10 protein-coding genes are annotated in these 13,617 nt (G+C 68.9%); 5 read left to right on the forward strand and 5 right to left on the reverse strand.

Annotation, left to right across the window (positions count from 1 at the left end; translation table 11 throughout):
• Positions 1-63 precede the first annotated feature (63 nt).
• The 5 genes from QZX93_RS05710 to QZX93_RS05730 all read right to left on the reverse strand — a co-directional run bounded on the left by QZX93_RS05710 (position 64) and on the right by QZX93_RS05730 (position 6,877).
• On the reverse strand, positions 64-330 hold the full coding sequence (locus QZX93_RS05710) for a helix-turn-helix domain-containing protein (RefSeq protein ID WP_295394415.1): 267 nt from the start codon (positions 328-330) through the stop codon (positions 64-66).
• 102 nt (positions 331-432) lie between these two features.
• Positions 433-1,842: an AMP-binding protein gene (locus QZX93_RS05715; protein ID WP_295387433.1), complete on the reverse strand. Its 1,410-nt coding sequence runs from the start codon at positions 1,840-1,842 to the stop codon at positions 433-435.
• 14 nt (positions 1,843-1,856) lie between these two features.
• Complete coding sequence (locus tag QZX93_RS05720; protein WP_295387436.1) at positions 1,857-5,195, reverse strand: efflux RND transporter permease subunit; 3,339 nt, start codon at positions 5,193-5,195, stop codon at positions 1,857-1,859.
• Positions 5,188-6,264 (reverse strand): efflux RND transporter periplasmic adaptor subunit, encoded by a 1,077-nt coding sequence (locus tag QZX93_RS05725; RefSeq protein WP_295387439.1) that lies wholly within the window; start codon positions 6,262-6,264, stop codon positions 5,188-5,190. The genes QZX93_RS05720 and QZX93_RS05725 overlap by 8 nt, the downstream gene beginning before the upstream one ends.
• 1 nt (position 6,265) lies before the next feature.
• The gene (locus QZX93_RS05730; protein WP_295387442.1) at positions 6,266-6,877 is read right to left on the reverse strand and encodes a TetR/AcrR family transcriptional regulator; all 612 of its coding nucleotides are present in this window, start codon (positions 6,875-6,877) and stop codon (positions 6,266-6,268) included.
• A 268-nt stretch (positions 6,878-7,145) separates the two neighbouring features.
• Here QZX93_RS05730 and QZX93_RS05735 point away from each other — a divergent pair, with 268 nt between their 5' ends.
• From QZX93_RS05735 to QZX93_RS05755, 5 genes are all read left to right on the forward strand, one after another.
• Positions 7,146-8,555: an isochorismate synthase gene (locus QZX93_RS05735; protein WP_295387444.1), complete on the forward strand. Its 1,410-nt coding sequence runs from the start codon at positions 7,146-7,148 to the stop codon at positions 8,553-8,555.
• Positions 8,552-10,294 (forward strand): 2-succinyl-5-enolpyruvyl-6-hydroxy-3-cyclohexene-1-carboxylic-acid synthase, encoded by a 1,743-nt coding sequence (gene menD / locus QZX93_RS05740; protein WP_295387448.1) that lies wholly within the window; start codon positions 8,552-8,554, stop codon positions 10,292-10,294. Before QZX93_RS05735 ends, menD begins: the two co-directional genes overlap by 4 nt.
• Before the next feature lie 167 nt (positions 10,295-10,461).
• Entirely contained in the window at positions 10,462-11,307 is an 846-nt protein-coding gene (menB, locus tag QZX93_RS05745; protein WP_295387451.1) for a 1,4-dihydroxy-2-naphthoyl-CoA synthase, read from the forward strand.
• 88 nt (positions 11,308-11,395) lie between these two features.
• Positions 11,396-12,334 (forward strand): 1,4-dihydroxy-2-naphthoate octaprenyltransferase, encoded by a 939-nt coding sequence (gene menA / locus QZX93_RS05750; RefSeq protein WP_295387454.1) that lies wholly within the window; start codon positions 11,396-11,398, stop codon positions 12,332-12,334.
• A 32-nt stretch (positions 12,335-12,366) separates the two neighbouring features.
• Complete coding sequence (locus tag QZX93_RS05755; protein ID WP_295387457.1) at positions 12,367-13,458, forward strand: enolase C-terminal domain-like protein; 1,092 nt, start codon at positions 12,367-12,369, stop codon at positions 13,456-13,458.
• Positions 13,459-13,617: the final 159 nt, after the last annotated feature.

Here is a 13,617-nt window from a genome sequence, read left to right on the forward strand (position 1 = left end):
CCACCGCGGGTGCGGCGGCGGCGGCGAGTCCCGCCCGCAGCAACGCATCGAGCGCCTGCTCTTTCACCTGGCAAAAAAGGGGGTGAGACCACCCGTTTGTTGAAAGACCACCCCGTCGGGACCGGCTTCGTTGTACCAGTGTACCCAACGCATCAGCGTTTGTGCATGGCGCGTCGTTCCCCGCGCAATCGCCGTGATGCCATGTCCCTGCTGGGTCAGCTCGTACAAGGCCAGGAACCGTTCACGGGTGCGCGCATGGGCCGCCGTCAACGCTTCATCCCGCAGATCCTCAGCGGTTTGATTCCACTTGGCGAGATCCAATTTCAGCATACACTCAACGCTTGGCTTTCCGGGTGGCTGCGCCTCCGGACCACGTTCCGTGCGCGGGCTCAACCTTAGCACAAAAACTACACGTCCCACTCTGGACGCGGTTTAGGTCAAATGACTCAGTGCCAACGCCCGTAGACGGCCACGGTCCAACTTGCCGGACTCCAAGACCGGCAACTCGGCCACGGCCATGAAGACCCGCGGGCGCTGCGCTCCGGCCAAATGTTCCCGACACCACAGGTCCAAGGCCGCGGGGGCCGCCGCCCCGGTGTAGAGCGCGACCAAGCGCGCGCCCCAGACCGGATCATCCAACCCGACCACCGCGACCGCGCCGACCCCCGGCGCCCCGGCGAGGAGTGATTCCACCCGCAGCGGGTGGACGTTGACCCCGCCGGTGACCAACACGTCGTCGGCCCGGCCCAGGATGCACAGGTCGCCATCCGGCCCTCGGCAGGCCAGGTCCGAGGTGGTGAACCACCCGTCCGCCAGCCCCACACCGGGCCGGCGTCCCGGATTGACGTAGCCGGCCATCACCACCGCTCCGCGCACCCGCAAGGGCCTCGGAGCCTCGAAATCCGCGGCGCAGTCAACCTCCAGCCCGGCCAGGGAGCGGCCCACCGCGCCCGGTGCGGGCGGTGCGCTCAGACGCCCCGAGGTGGCGATCTGGGTCGCGGTCTCGGTCATTCCGTAAGTGACATGCAGCGGCCAACCGGCCGTGATGGCCTGCCCCGCGAGCGCGGTGCTGAGTGCCTGCCCGCCCACCAGGACCACGCGCAAAGACGGCGGCGGGCGCCGGTCGAGGGCGAGCAGGCGGGCCAGCATGGGCGGCACCAGCGACAGGTGGGTGACGCAGCGCCGTTCCAGGTCCGCGGCGACCGCCGCCGCGTCGAACCCGCAATGCAGCAGCAGCGCGGCACCGGCCAGGGCGCAGCGGTAGGTGATGCAGAGCCCGCCGATATGGCGCAGCGGCAGGCAGCAGAGCCAGCAATCGCCCGCCCCGAGCCCCAGGTGCCGGTTGCTCACGGCGGCGGCAGCCAGCAGATTGGCCTGGGTCAACATGGCGGCCCGCGGGGCACCGGTGCTGCCGCTGGTTTCCACCACCAGGGCCAGGGGCGAGGGCCAGGGCGCGGGCGGCTCGGCAACGCCTGAACCCAGGCGGATGAGACGGCCGCGCCCGGGCGTGTCCCACTGCCAGACCCACTCGGCGCCGGTCAGCGCCAACAATGACTCAAGCCCAGGGCCATGCGCGGCGGCACGCACCGGCAGCAGGGCCGCGCCGGTTCGGGCCAGGGCGTGCTGCATCAGGACCAGCCCCGGCCGCTCCGGCACCGCCACCAGTTGGCCCGGGAGCAAGCCTTGGTCGCGCAGACACCCGGCCAGTTCAGAGACGACCGCGGTCAGGCGATCGTAGGTCCAGTCCGAGTCCGCCGGGGCGGCTCCATCGCTCAAGGCCAGGCCCGAACCGGTCGTCCAGGGGGCCAGGGCAAAGACAACGGCCCGCCCCCCATCACTCATCGAGTCGTCACTCGTCATGCTGTACTTGGCGCCCGCAGGGCATTGAGATAAAAGAGGACAGGCACCACGACCACGGTCAGCACGGTGGCTGCCAGGGTGCCGAAGATCAGCGAAATCGCCAGCCCCCCGAACACCGGGTCGGTCAGCATGATCGCAGAGCCCAGGACGATGGCCAAGGTGGTCAGCAGGATGGGACGCAGACGCACGGCACCGGCCTGTTTGACGGCCTCCGCCAGGGGTTGGCCGCGGCGCTGATTATCCTGTATGAAGTCGATGATGAGCAACGAATTGCGGATCACCACACCGGACAGCGCGATGATCCCGACCAGCGACGTCGCCGTAAAGTCGGCACCCATCAGCCAATGGCCGGGGAAGATGCCGATGATCCCCAGGGGGACCGCCGACATGGCGATCAGCGGAATAAGGAATGAACGGTAATAGGCGACCAGCACCAGATAGATCATCGCCAGCGCGGCCCCCAAAGCCACGCCCATATCGCGGTAGATGTCGAGCATCAGGCGGACCTCGCCGTCCCACAACACTTGATAGCCATTGATGACGTCGGGCGCCTGCGTCCTGAAGGTCAGATTACCGGTCGTCAGCGGCTGCCCATCCGCGGCCATGATTCCGGCGAGCCGGCGATTGAGATCGAGCACCGCATACAGCGCGACCGATTGCGCCAACTCACCGCCGACATAGCTGACCCGTTCATTGTCCTGGTGCTGGATCGGGCGATCCGCGGCACCCTCCTCCACCCTCACCAGCTCGGATAGCGGCACCGGCTTCCCGTCGGCATTGTCGATCAGGATCCGCTCCAACCGGGTCGGATCGACCGCATAGCGACGCGGGACCAGGACCCGCACATCCACCGGATTTTTTTCGTCCGCCGGATGGGCGCGGCTGACAATCTCGCCGCCATAAACCAGGCTCAGTGATTGGGCGATCTGCGCGACCGAGACCTTGGATAGGGCCGCCTTTTCCTTGTCGGGTACGATACGGTGCTCGATGACATCCACCGGCTCGCTATCCCACAGGTCGACCAGGTCGTAGGTCGCAGCGAAGGCCTGTGAGACCTTGGCCGACAGCGCCCGCAATCCGTCGGGGTCGGGGCCGTGGAGCTGGGCAAGCACAGTGGCCCGCATCGGCGGACCGGGCGCGTCTTCAACCAGCCTGACCCGCGCCCCGGGATAGCGCAGCCGGATCGCGTCCACCCGCGTGCGCCATTGCCGCACCAGCTCAATTGAACTGCTGCGGCGCTCCTGCTTGTCGACCAGGTTGACCCGGATTTCAGCCACCTGGCTGCCCTCTCGGTCAGCGGTGCCCTGGAGCAGTCCGTTGAAGTCCGCGACCCCGGCCTGGCCGATCCAGCTTTGCAGATTGACCACATTGGGGTCTTGCTGGAACTGCCGGGTCAGGTCCCGTACCAGCCGGGCGGTCTGCTCAACCGGCGTCGTTTCCGGCATGGCGATCAACAGGTTGAAGGTGTTCTTGTTGTCCTTGAGCATGAATCCCAGATTCACCCCCAGCATGGATTGAGGCCCGGTGATCCCGGCGGGGCGGATGAATTGCCAGGCGCCTTGCAGGACCGACCCCAACATCAGTAGCAGGACCAGCAGCGCCAGCGCCCGCCGCGCCGCCCGTCGCTCCAGCAAGATCGTCATCACCGGGTGATAGAGCCGCTGCAACAGGTCCGGCCGACCGCACTGTGGCGGTGTTGCCAGGCACCCCGAACTGGTCGAGGCTTTAGCCGGAGGAGGGCCGTTGTGATGCAAGGTCGACCGGCTAATGCCTCGACCTCCGGTCGTCTTGCAACGCAGCCAGCGGTTCGCCGCCCAGGGTGTCACGCTATAGGCGACCACCACCGATGCGGCCATGGCGATCGGCACATTGAATGCGATCGGATAGAAATACGCGCCCGCCATCCCGGTCACCAGGAACAGCGAGCCGAACACCAGCATGACCGCCAGGGTCGCCAGGTTGGTGGCATTGCCGATTTCATTGGTGGCGACGATGGTTACGTGCTGTTGGTTTTGCTGACCGGGCACACCGTAATGGCGGTGAATATTCTCGATGACGACGATAGCGGCGTCCACCAGGAGCCCCAGTGAGAGGATCAGCGCAAACAGGGTGACGCGGTTGATGGTCACACCGCCGAACAGGTCGGCGGCCAGGGTGACAAAGAAGATCAGCGGCACGGTGACGGTGACGATCAGCGCCTCGCGCCAGCCAAGAAAGAGGACCAGGATGAGGCTGACCGACACCGCCGCGACGCCCAGGTGCTCCATGAGTCCATTGACCGCCGCGTTGGCCTTCTGGCCGTCATTACGCGTCATCACCACCGCGACGTCCGGCGGCACGAACGACGCCTGCATACGCGCGATGCGCGCGCCGATGGCGTCGGCGACCACGACCGCGTTCGCGCCTTTTTTCTTGGCCACGGCAATAGTAACGGCCGGCATCTCCGCCGCGCCGTAGTGACTGAAACGGGCATCACCCGACCCGAAGGCAAAGCGGCTCAGCCGCGCAATCTCGCTCGGCGCCCCATCGGTGACGGTCGCGATGTCCCGCACATAGATGGGTCGGCCCTCACGGGTCGCAACGATCTGGTCGCGCACGTCATCAGCGGTCGTGAAGAAGCCTTGCAGCTTGATGGCCTGCACCTGTTCATCGCGTACGGTGGGGGCAAGCGGCAGCGAGAGGTTGCTGGACGCGAAAGCGGCCCGCGCCTCAATGAGCGAGACGCCAAAGGCCTGTAGCCGCTCCGGTTCCAGCTCGACGCTGAACTCGCGCCCCTGCCCGCCGCGCACGGCCACCACTGAGACGTCATCGAGGCTGCGCAGCCGCTCGGCCATCCGGTCGGCCAGGCGCTTGAGGGCAAAATCGTCATAACGCGGCGAGGCCAGGGTGAGCGTGACGATGGGCACGTCATCGGCATCCACCGAGCGAATATGGGGCACCCCGGCATCGGCGGGCAGGAGCACGCGGTTAGAGAGTATCCGGTCATAGACCTTGACCAGCGAGCCCTCTTTGGGTTGGCCGACCTTGAATTGGACCTGCACCGAGCCTACCGCCGTCTGCGCAATGCCATAGGTGTGATCCACCTGCGAGAGCGAACTCAAGAGGCCTTCCAACGGGGTCACCACCAGCGCCTCCACCTCCTTGGCCGAGGCCCCGGGCAGCGACACCATCACCTGGACGCCGGGCACCAGGATCTGCGGGTTTTCCTCCCGCGGCGTCAGCAGCACCGTCGCCAACCCCAGCACGGTGACACCGAGGATGAAGACGCTGGTCAGTTTGGACGTAATGAAGCCCCGCGCCAACAACCCGGCAAGATTGAGCTTGGGTTCAGTCATTGGGACCGTCCGCAATGAGCAGGCCGTCGCGTACCCTGTCATCGACCTGGGCCAGAATGCGCTCCCCCGCGTTGAGCCCGGCGACCACCTCGATCTGACGCTGCCATTGCGGGCCCAGACGTACCCAGCGCAGTTGTGCGCGGTTGCCCTGATCCACCACGAATACCCCGTCGATCCCACCCCGACTCACCAGCGATTGGCATGGGATCAAGAGCGCCGGGCGCTCCCCAAGCACCAGTTCGGCGCGGCCGAACATGCCCGGGAGGACCCCCGGAGACTGCGGCGGCAAGGCGATATCCACCTGATAGCGGCGCGTGGCCGGGTCCCCTGAGGGCACGATCCGCTGCACCCGGCCTTGGATGGCTTGATCAGGCAGCGCGTCGATGCGCACGCCAACCAGGCCCCCCGGCGCCATCCCGCCCACCTGCCCTTCCGCGACGAAGACCCGCAAGACCAGCGCCTGGCGCGATTCCAGGGTGAGGATCGGCGCGCCGGCCGCGGCCAACTCGCCGACATGGCCATGGCGTGCCACCACGATCCCATCCACCGGGCTGCGAATGTCCGCATAGGTGCGCTGCGCCCGCGCCGCGGCCAGGGTAGACTCGGCCTTGTCCAGCAATGCACGGGCCAGGTCGCGGCGGACCCGTGCCTTGCGCAGTGCCTCGGTCGAGGCATAGCCCTTGGCGGCCAGCCCGGCGTATTTGTCGGCGTCCTCCTGCGTATCGCTCAATTCGTTGCGCGCGGCGCCGACGCCGGCCTCGCCCTGACGAATCGCATCATTGACACCGCTCGGGTCAATCTGCACCACCAGCTCCCCTTTGGCGACCCGCTGGCCTTCGCGGACCTCCAGGTGTGCAATGAGCCCGACCAAGCGCGACGACAAGTCGATCCGGTCGTCCGAGACCACGGTGCCGGGCAGCCGATAGAGGGTGGGAAGCGCCCCCGTTTTCACCACAGTGATCGCGCAGTGCAGGCTTGGCGATGAGGCCGCCGACGGCTGGTCGGCGTCAGCGCAGCCGGCCAGGCCGATCGGGGCGATGAGCGCAATAGCGAGCCAAGGCGATCTCATCTCACACCCGCCCGGCGTCAGGCACGCCCGTGAAGGCGCGACACAGGAGCGCTTTCAGGTGCTCGATCAATATCTGAGTATCCGCATAGTCCGCCTTGCCTTCCCGCAGGTGCGGCAGCGCGGCGGCCAACTGGCGGTGCCCCAGGATGATACTGGTCACCGAAATGACCGAGAGTACCGGGTCGGCGTCGCTGGGCCTGGCCCGCATGACTTGCGTGAGCAGTGAAATGGGCCGGTCGAAGACGGTCTGAGTCAGATACCGGAGTCGCTCGGGCGTGCCGTCGAGCAATTCGCGGGTCAGTAAACGCGAAAAGATCGTGTCGTCAAACACCAGCCGGACAAACCAGTCGATGAAGCAATCAAATTGCTGCGCGGGCGACGCCTGTGCCAGCAGGAGGGTCTCCAGCGGTGCGGTTCGTTCGCCGAACACCTGCGCCAACGCGGCCCGGATCAGGCACTCCTTGTCCTTGAAGTGGTGGTACAGATTGGCCGGCGTGACGCCCACGACCGCGGCCACATCGCGCATCGATACCGCGGTGTAACCCTTTGACGCGTAAAGCTCTGACGCGACATTCAGAATATTGTCTCTGGTGGTGCTGGTGCTGCCGGACATCGCCGCAAGGTCCCATTGCTTACTGAACGATCGTTAGGCAGCAAGAATGACACAAGGACGCGTCCGAGTCCAGCCGACCGCAGTGCCATAAACCCGGCGCACGGGGCTCGCCGCCCCGTCCGGCTTACGTCCTGGGTTGACGTTGCGTTAAACTGCGGGCCGGTCCCACCCGGCCGCGACCGCCGACCCGTGCCCCTGTTCCCAGCCGCCGCGGGACCTGAGCGGCGGCGCCGCGCCGGTGTCACACTTGCGCCAGTCAGGTCACCAGATGCTCGCACCCCTTGCCCTCATGGATCAGTTGCAGGCCCGGCTTGATGAGACCATCGGCCTGCTCCCGACGGCGACCGCTGACGGCGCCGACGGCTTCGCCTCGCTCATCTTGGAGCTGCCGCGGGCGATCGTCTTGCCGCCGGAACTGGAGGGTCCCAGCTTCGGCCTTGCCCACAGCGAACGCGGCGAACTGCACGCGGGCTGCGGCGTGGCGGCGCAGTGGAGCGCCACCGGGGCGGGGCGACTCGCGGCACTGCGCGCGCAGGCCCAGACGCTCACCAACCGCTGGCAGCAGTTCGACCCGGACGAGACCGGGTTCGCCGGCTTCGCGCTGCTGGGTTTTGCCGCGTCGCCGACGCCGGCCGCGCCCGCCAGCGACGGCGAGCTCCCCAACGCACTGCTCTGGGTGCCCGAACTCGGCCTCTGCACCCGTCGCGGCCAGTCCGCCCTGATCTTCACCACCCGCCTGCCGGCATCGCATGCGCAGTTGCGGGAGCGCTGGCGCGGCTGGCTGGTGCGCCTGCTCAACGCGCTCGATGCCCCCCTGCCCGAACCGCTCACACCCAGCCCGCTCACCCCGCTGGGCGGCCGCCCCGATCTGGCGGATTGGCAGATGCTGGTCGAGACCGCGCTGGATGACATCCGCCGCGGCGCCCTGGACAAGGTGGTCCTGTGCCGGCGGGTCGGGATCAAGGGTCGGCGGCCATTCGACCCACAGCGCCTGCTGGCCGCACTCCTGTATCTGTTTCCGGCCTGTCAGGTGATCAGCATCCGACACGGCGGCACCCGCTTCGTGGCCGCCACCCCCGAGCGCCTGGTGCGCGTCGTCGGCCGTCAGGTGGAGGTGGACGCCATCGCCGGCACCGCCGCGCGCGCCGCCGGCGCCGCCGCGGATGCCGCACTGACCGCCGCCCTGCTGGCCTCCGACAAGGAACAACGCGAGCACGCCATGGTGGTGGAGGCGGTGCGCGCGGTGCTCGACGCCTGCTGCGAGGCGGTCCAGGCCCCGGCGGCGCCGACCGTGCTACAACTGCACAATGCCCAGCACCTGTGGAGCCCGATGAGCGGCCGACTGCGCGCCGACACCGACCTGTTCGAGCTCGCGCAACGCCTGCACCCGACCCCCGCCACCAACGGCAAACCGGCGGCGGCGGCACGCGCCTGGCTGGACCGGATGGAACCGCTCAACCGGGGTTGGTACACCGGGGTAGCGGGTATCCTGGAGCCGGACCCGGACGGCCGGCTGAACGGCGACCTGTGGGTGCTGCTGCGCTGTGCCGAGTTGAACGGCGATGTGGCGCGGCTCTATGCGGGTGCCGGGATCGTCCGCGGCTCCAATCCGCTGGCCGAGTGGCGCGAGACCGGCCACAAACTCGCCGCGGTCGCCACCGCGTTGCAGTTCGCATGAGCGCGCCCCCGGCGCCCGACCAAGACCCGGCCGAGGTCGGCGTCGCCTGGTGCCTGGCGCTGCTGGACGGGCTCATGGCCGGCGGGGTCCGACACCTGATCCTGTCCCCCGGCTCGCGCTCCACCCCGGTGATCCTGGCCGCCCAGCGGCGCCCGGGACTCACCCTGACCCCGATCCTGGATGAGCGTAGCGCCGCCTTCTTTGCCCTGGGCCTGGCGCGCGCCGGCGCCCGGCCGGTGGCCCTGCTTGCGACCTCCGGCAGCGCCCCCGCCCACTGGTATCCGGCGGTGATGGAGGCCAGCGCGGCCGCCGTGCCGCTCATCCTGCTCTCCGCCGACCGTCCACCGGAGTGGCGCGGCTGGGGGGCCAACCAGACCGCCGACCAGACCCGGCTCTTCGGCGCCCAGGTGCGGGCCTTTCACGACCCGGGGGCACCGGTCGACACCCCGGCCGGTCGCCGGGCCATGACCGCGCTGGGGCGGCGCGCCGCCGCGGTAAGCCAGGGGCTGCGGCCGGGGCCGGTGCATATCAACCTGCCGCTGCGCGAGCCGCTGGTGTCGCGGGCGGACGCCGGCCTGCCCCCACCCGCGCAATGGCCGGACGTCGGCGGCCAGATTGCGCAATCCCTCACCCTGCCCCCCGGACTCATCGAGCGGCTGCACGGGCGCGGACTGATCTATTGCGGCCCCGACCACCCGCGGCCCGGCTTCCCTGCGGCCGTCGCGCGCTGTGCCGCCGCGCTCGGTGTGCCGCTGCTCGCCGACCCGCTGTCTGAGCTGCGCTGCGGCACCCTCCCGGGCCTGGACCCCGGGCGTTCACCGCGCATCGCCCGCTATAAGACCTTGGTGCGCAACCCGCAAGCGGCCGCCGCCCTGCGACCGGACTGGGTGTTGCGCTTCGGCCGGGCGCCGATCTCCAAGACCGTGCTCGACTGGCTGCCCGGCATCCCGCTGATCCTGGTGGACCCGGCCGAGCGCTGGTCCGACCCGGCCCATGAGCTGGCCCAGGAGGGGTCGCTGCACCTCGCCGTCGACCCCACCGCACTCTGTCACGCACTGGCCGCCGCCGCGCCCGTCGCCGACCCTATCTGGCTGGCCCGGTGGACGCGGGCCGAGGGTCAGCTCGCCGCGTTGGCGGCGGACTATTTGGCCGACGCCCCCTGGTGCGAGGCCCATCTGATCGGCGACCTGATGGCCCGGTTGCCCGCGGGCGAGGGGCTGCTGTGCGCCAATTCGCTGCCTATCCGCCAGTTCGAGACCTGGTCCGGTAGCCGCGAGGCGCCGCTGGCGGTCTTCGGCAACCGCGGCGTCAGCGGCATCGACGGCCAGCTCTCCACCCTGGCCGGACTCAATGCCGCGGGCATCCCGACCACCGGCCTGCTCGGGGACCTGTCGTTCCTGCACGACCTCTCCGGTCTGATGCTGGCCGCGCGGCTCGACCGGCCCTGCATCGTCATCAATAATGGCGGCGGCCGGATCTTCGACTACCTGCCGCAGCACGGCCTGCCGGACTTCGAGCGCCTGTGGCGCACGCCGCGCCCGGTTGCCATCGAGGCACTGGCCGGGAGTTTTGGCCTGAGCCACCGCCGGGTCGGCGACTCGGCCGGCTGGCGCGCGGCCCTGGCCGAGGGGTTGACCGGGGCGCCGGGGCTGCTGATCGAGGTCATGATCGACGCCGAGCAGAGCCGGGAGATTCACCTGGGGTTCCGGCAACGGGTGGCAGAGGCGCAATTGGTGTAGGGTCGGGTATCAAACCCGCCCCGACGCCGTTGGCCGCGGCGAATGACTAGAGCCCCGAAGGGGCGAGACATACCAGCCCAGGGCAACGCCCTGGGTTGGCGTTTGCATCGGGCCTAGCCCTGAAAGGGCGTAACATTATTTTGGTTAGAACGCGGGAGTCAGCGAGAATGCAGCAGAGCGCCGAGCAACCGGCCGTCCAATGGGAAACCCCGCCGGGACCCACCTATGGCGACATCCTCTACCAGCACTGGTCGGGCGTGGCCAAGATCACCATCAACCGCCCGGAGGTCCGCAATGCCTTCCGCCCGCAGACGGTGCTTGAGTTGATCGACGCCTTCCACCGCGCCCACCTGGACCGCACGGTCGGTGTCATCATCCTCACCGGTGCCGGCGACTTGGCCTTTTGCTCCGGGGGCGATCAGCGCATCCGCGGCGATGGGGGCTACCGCGACGACTCCGGGGTGGAACACCTGAACGTGCTCGAACTCCAGCGCCAGATCCGCACCCTGCCCAAGCCGGTGGTGGCGATGGTGGCGGGCTATGCCATCGGCGGCGGTCATGTCCTGCACCTGATCTGCGATCTCAGCATCGCCGCGGACAATGCCCGCTTCGGCCAGACCGGGCCACGGGTGGGGAGCTTCGACGGCGGCTTTGGCGCCGGGCTCATGGCACGCACGGTCGGCCTCAAAAAGGCCAAGGAGATCTGGTTCCTGTGCCGCCAATATGACGCCCAGGAGGCGCTGGAGATGGGCCTGGTCAACACCGTGGTGCCGCTCGCGGAGCTGGAGACCGTCACCCTGGATTGGTGCCGGACCATGCTGGAGCTCTCCCCGACCGCACTGCGGATGCTGAAATCGGCCTTCAACGCCGACACCGATGGGCTGGCCGGCATCCAGGAGCTGGCCGGAAACGCCACCGCGCTCTTCTATATGACAGCCGAGGGCCAGGAGGGGCGCGACGCCTTTCTGGAGCGCCGGGCGCCGGACTTCGGTAAGTTTCCGCGGCGGCCGTAAGCTTAAGTCGAAGATTTGCTCACGCCAAGACGCCAAGACGCCAAGAAAAACGTTATATTCCACAGCCGCTTTCACACACCGTCTAAACATGCAGCAAGACCCGCACAGCACGACCGGCACACTCACCCTGGAGCCGCCAGCCCCGCCGTCCACCCTCGGCCGCTGGGTCGCGGCGGCGCGCCCCAAGACGCTGCTGCTGGCGGCCACCCCGGTGCTGGCCGGCATCGCCTTGGCCGTCGCCGAGACCGGCCACCTGGCCCCGCTGGTCGCTGCGGCCACCCTCGTGGCCGCGGTGGCCATCCAGATCGGCGCCAATCTGCACAACGACGCGGTGGATTTTGAACGCGGCACCGACACCCCGGACCGGCTCGGCCCGCCGCGCGCCACCGCCCAGGGGTGGTTCAGCGCGCGCGCGGTCCGCAACGCCGCCCATCTGGCCTTCGGGCTCGCCTTCCTGCTCGGCGTGTTCCTGGTGGTACACGGCGGCTGGCCCATCCTGGTGGTCGGCATCGCCTCACTGAGCGGCGGCTATGCCTACACCAGCGGCCCGCGCCCCATCGCCTACGGTCCATTCGGCGAGGTCTATGTGCTCGCCTTCTTCGGCCTCGCCTCGGTGGCGGGCAGCAACTACCTCCAGACCCTCACCCTGAGCGGGCCGGCCCTGCTGCTCGGGCTGGCGCTGGGGCTACCGGCGGCGGCGGTCCTGCTGCTCAACAACTACCGCGACCTGGAGACGGACCGGGCGGCCGGCCGGCACACCCTCTGCCATGTGCTCGGGCGGGGGCGGGCGCGGGCGCTCTATGCACTGCTGCTGTTGCTGCCGCTGGGACTGATGCAGGGCGCCGGACTCCCGGGGGCGACCTGGCCGGTGTTGGGCGCACTGCCCCTGGCCCTGATCCTGATCGCCCGTCTCTACCGGGGCGCCCAGGGCGCGGCGATCAATCCACTCCTCGGCCAGACCGGGCTCTACCAGGCCCTGCTCACCGGGCTTCTGATCGGCGGCTTTGCGCTGGGCGGGCAAGGGTGAGCACCCGACCTAGAGACTGAACCGAGGGCAAAATGACACTGATCGTCTGCGAGCGCCTGGACTTGCTGCCCTACCGGCTGCCGCTGACCCGGCCTTGGTCGAGCGCCCGCGGCGTCTTCCGCGAGCGCTGCGGCTGGCTGGCGATCGCCGAGGCCAATGGCATGCGCGGCTATGGCGACTGCGCCCCCCTGCCCGAGGCCGGGACTGAACAGCCAGACGCGGCCGGGCGACGACTCACGCAGTACCGCACGGCGCTGCTGGGCGCGCGCCTGGACGAATCGCTGGCGGCCCTGACCCGCGGGCCGCGCGGCCCCACGCCCGCTGCCGATTTCGCCCTGGACTGCGCACTCTGCGACCTCGCGAGCCGGCTGGCCGGGACCAGCCTGCGCCGCTGGTTGGCCGCCACGGCGCTCGACCGCGTGCCGGTCAACGGCGCCCTGGGTCGACTCATGGAGACCACGACGACCGATCTGAGCCGGGCCGCCCTGGCGGGCCTGCGGGTGGTGAAGATCAAGCTCGGGATGGCCACACCGGAGCAGGAACTGGGGCGTCTCGGGGAACTCGCCCACACCCTGCCGCCGGGGCTGCGGCTACGCCTGGACGCCAACGGCGCCTGGGACCCGGGCACGGCGACGCGCATCATTACCGCCCTGCGTACACTGCCGATCGAGTCACTGGAGGAACCACTGCGGGAACCCGATTGGCCGGTACTCCAAGGGCTCCAAGCGCTGGCCCCCTTCGCGCTGGCCCTGGACGAATCCCTGCCCGCACTCGCCGACACCCTCAACCCGGCGCGGCTGCCGGTGCGCCGGGTGATCCTCAAGCCCGCCGCACTCGGCGGACTGCGCCGCACCCTGACGCTGGCCCGGCGCTGCCAGGCGGCGCAGATCGAGGTCGTGATCACCAGCCTGGTGGAGTCCACCGCCGGCCTCTGGCCCACCGCGCAACTCGCCGCCGCCGTCGCGAGCCCGCTGCCGCAGGGGCTGGCCACCGCCGACTGGCTGCTGGAGAACCTGGGTCCACCGCCGCCGATTCAGGACGGCCACCTGCGGCTACCCGACACGGCAGGATCCGGCTTTGCGCCCTATAACCCGGACGCGTCAGGCGCTCCGCGCCCCCAGTGACACCGACTGGAACGATGATCCTAGTACCGCAGGATGAAAATCCTAATACCGTTTCTGAAGAGCGCGTTGTAAGATGCAAACTTCGTGATCTACTCTGGTTTTTTCGATGCCCTTGCTTCGTCCTGCGCCTGTCCTCGTAACCGATCGCGAGCGTCAACA

Origin of the sequence: uncultured Thiodictyon sp., from assembly GCF_903946935.1 — a bacterium.
Lineage (GTDB): Bacteria > Pseudomonadota > Gammaproteobacteria > Chromatiales > Chromatiaceae > Thiodictyon.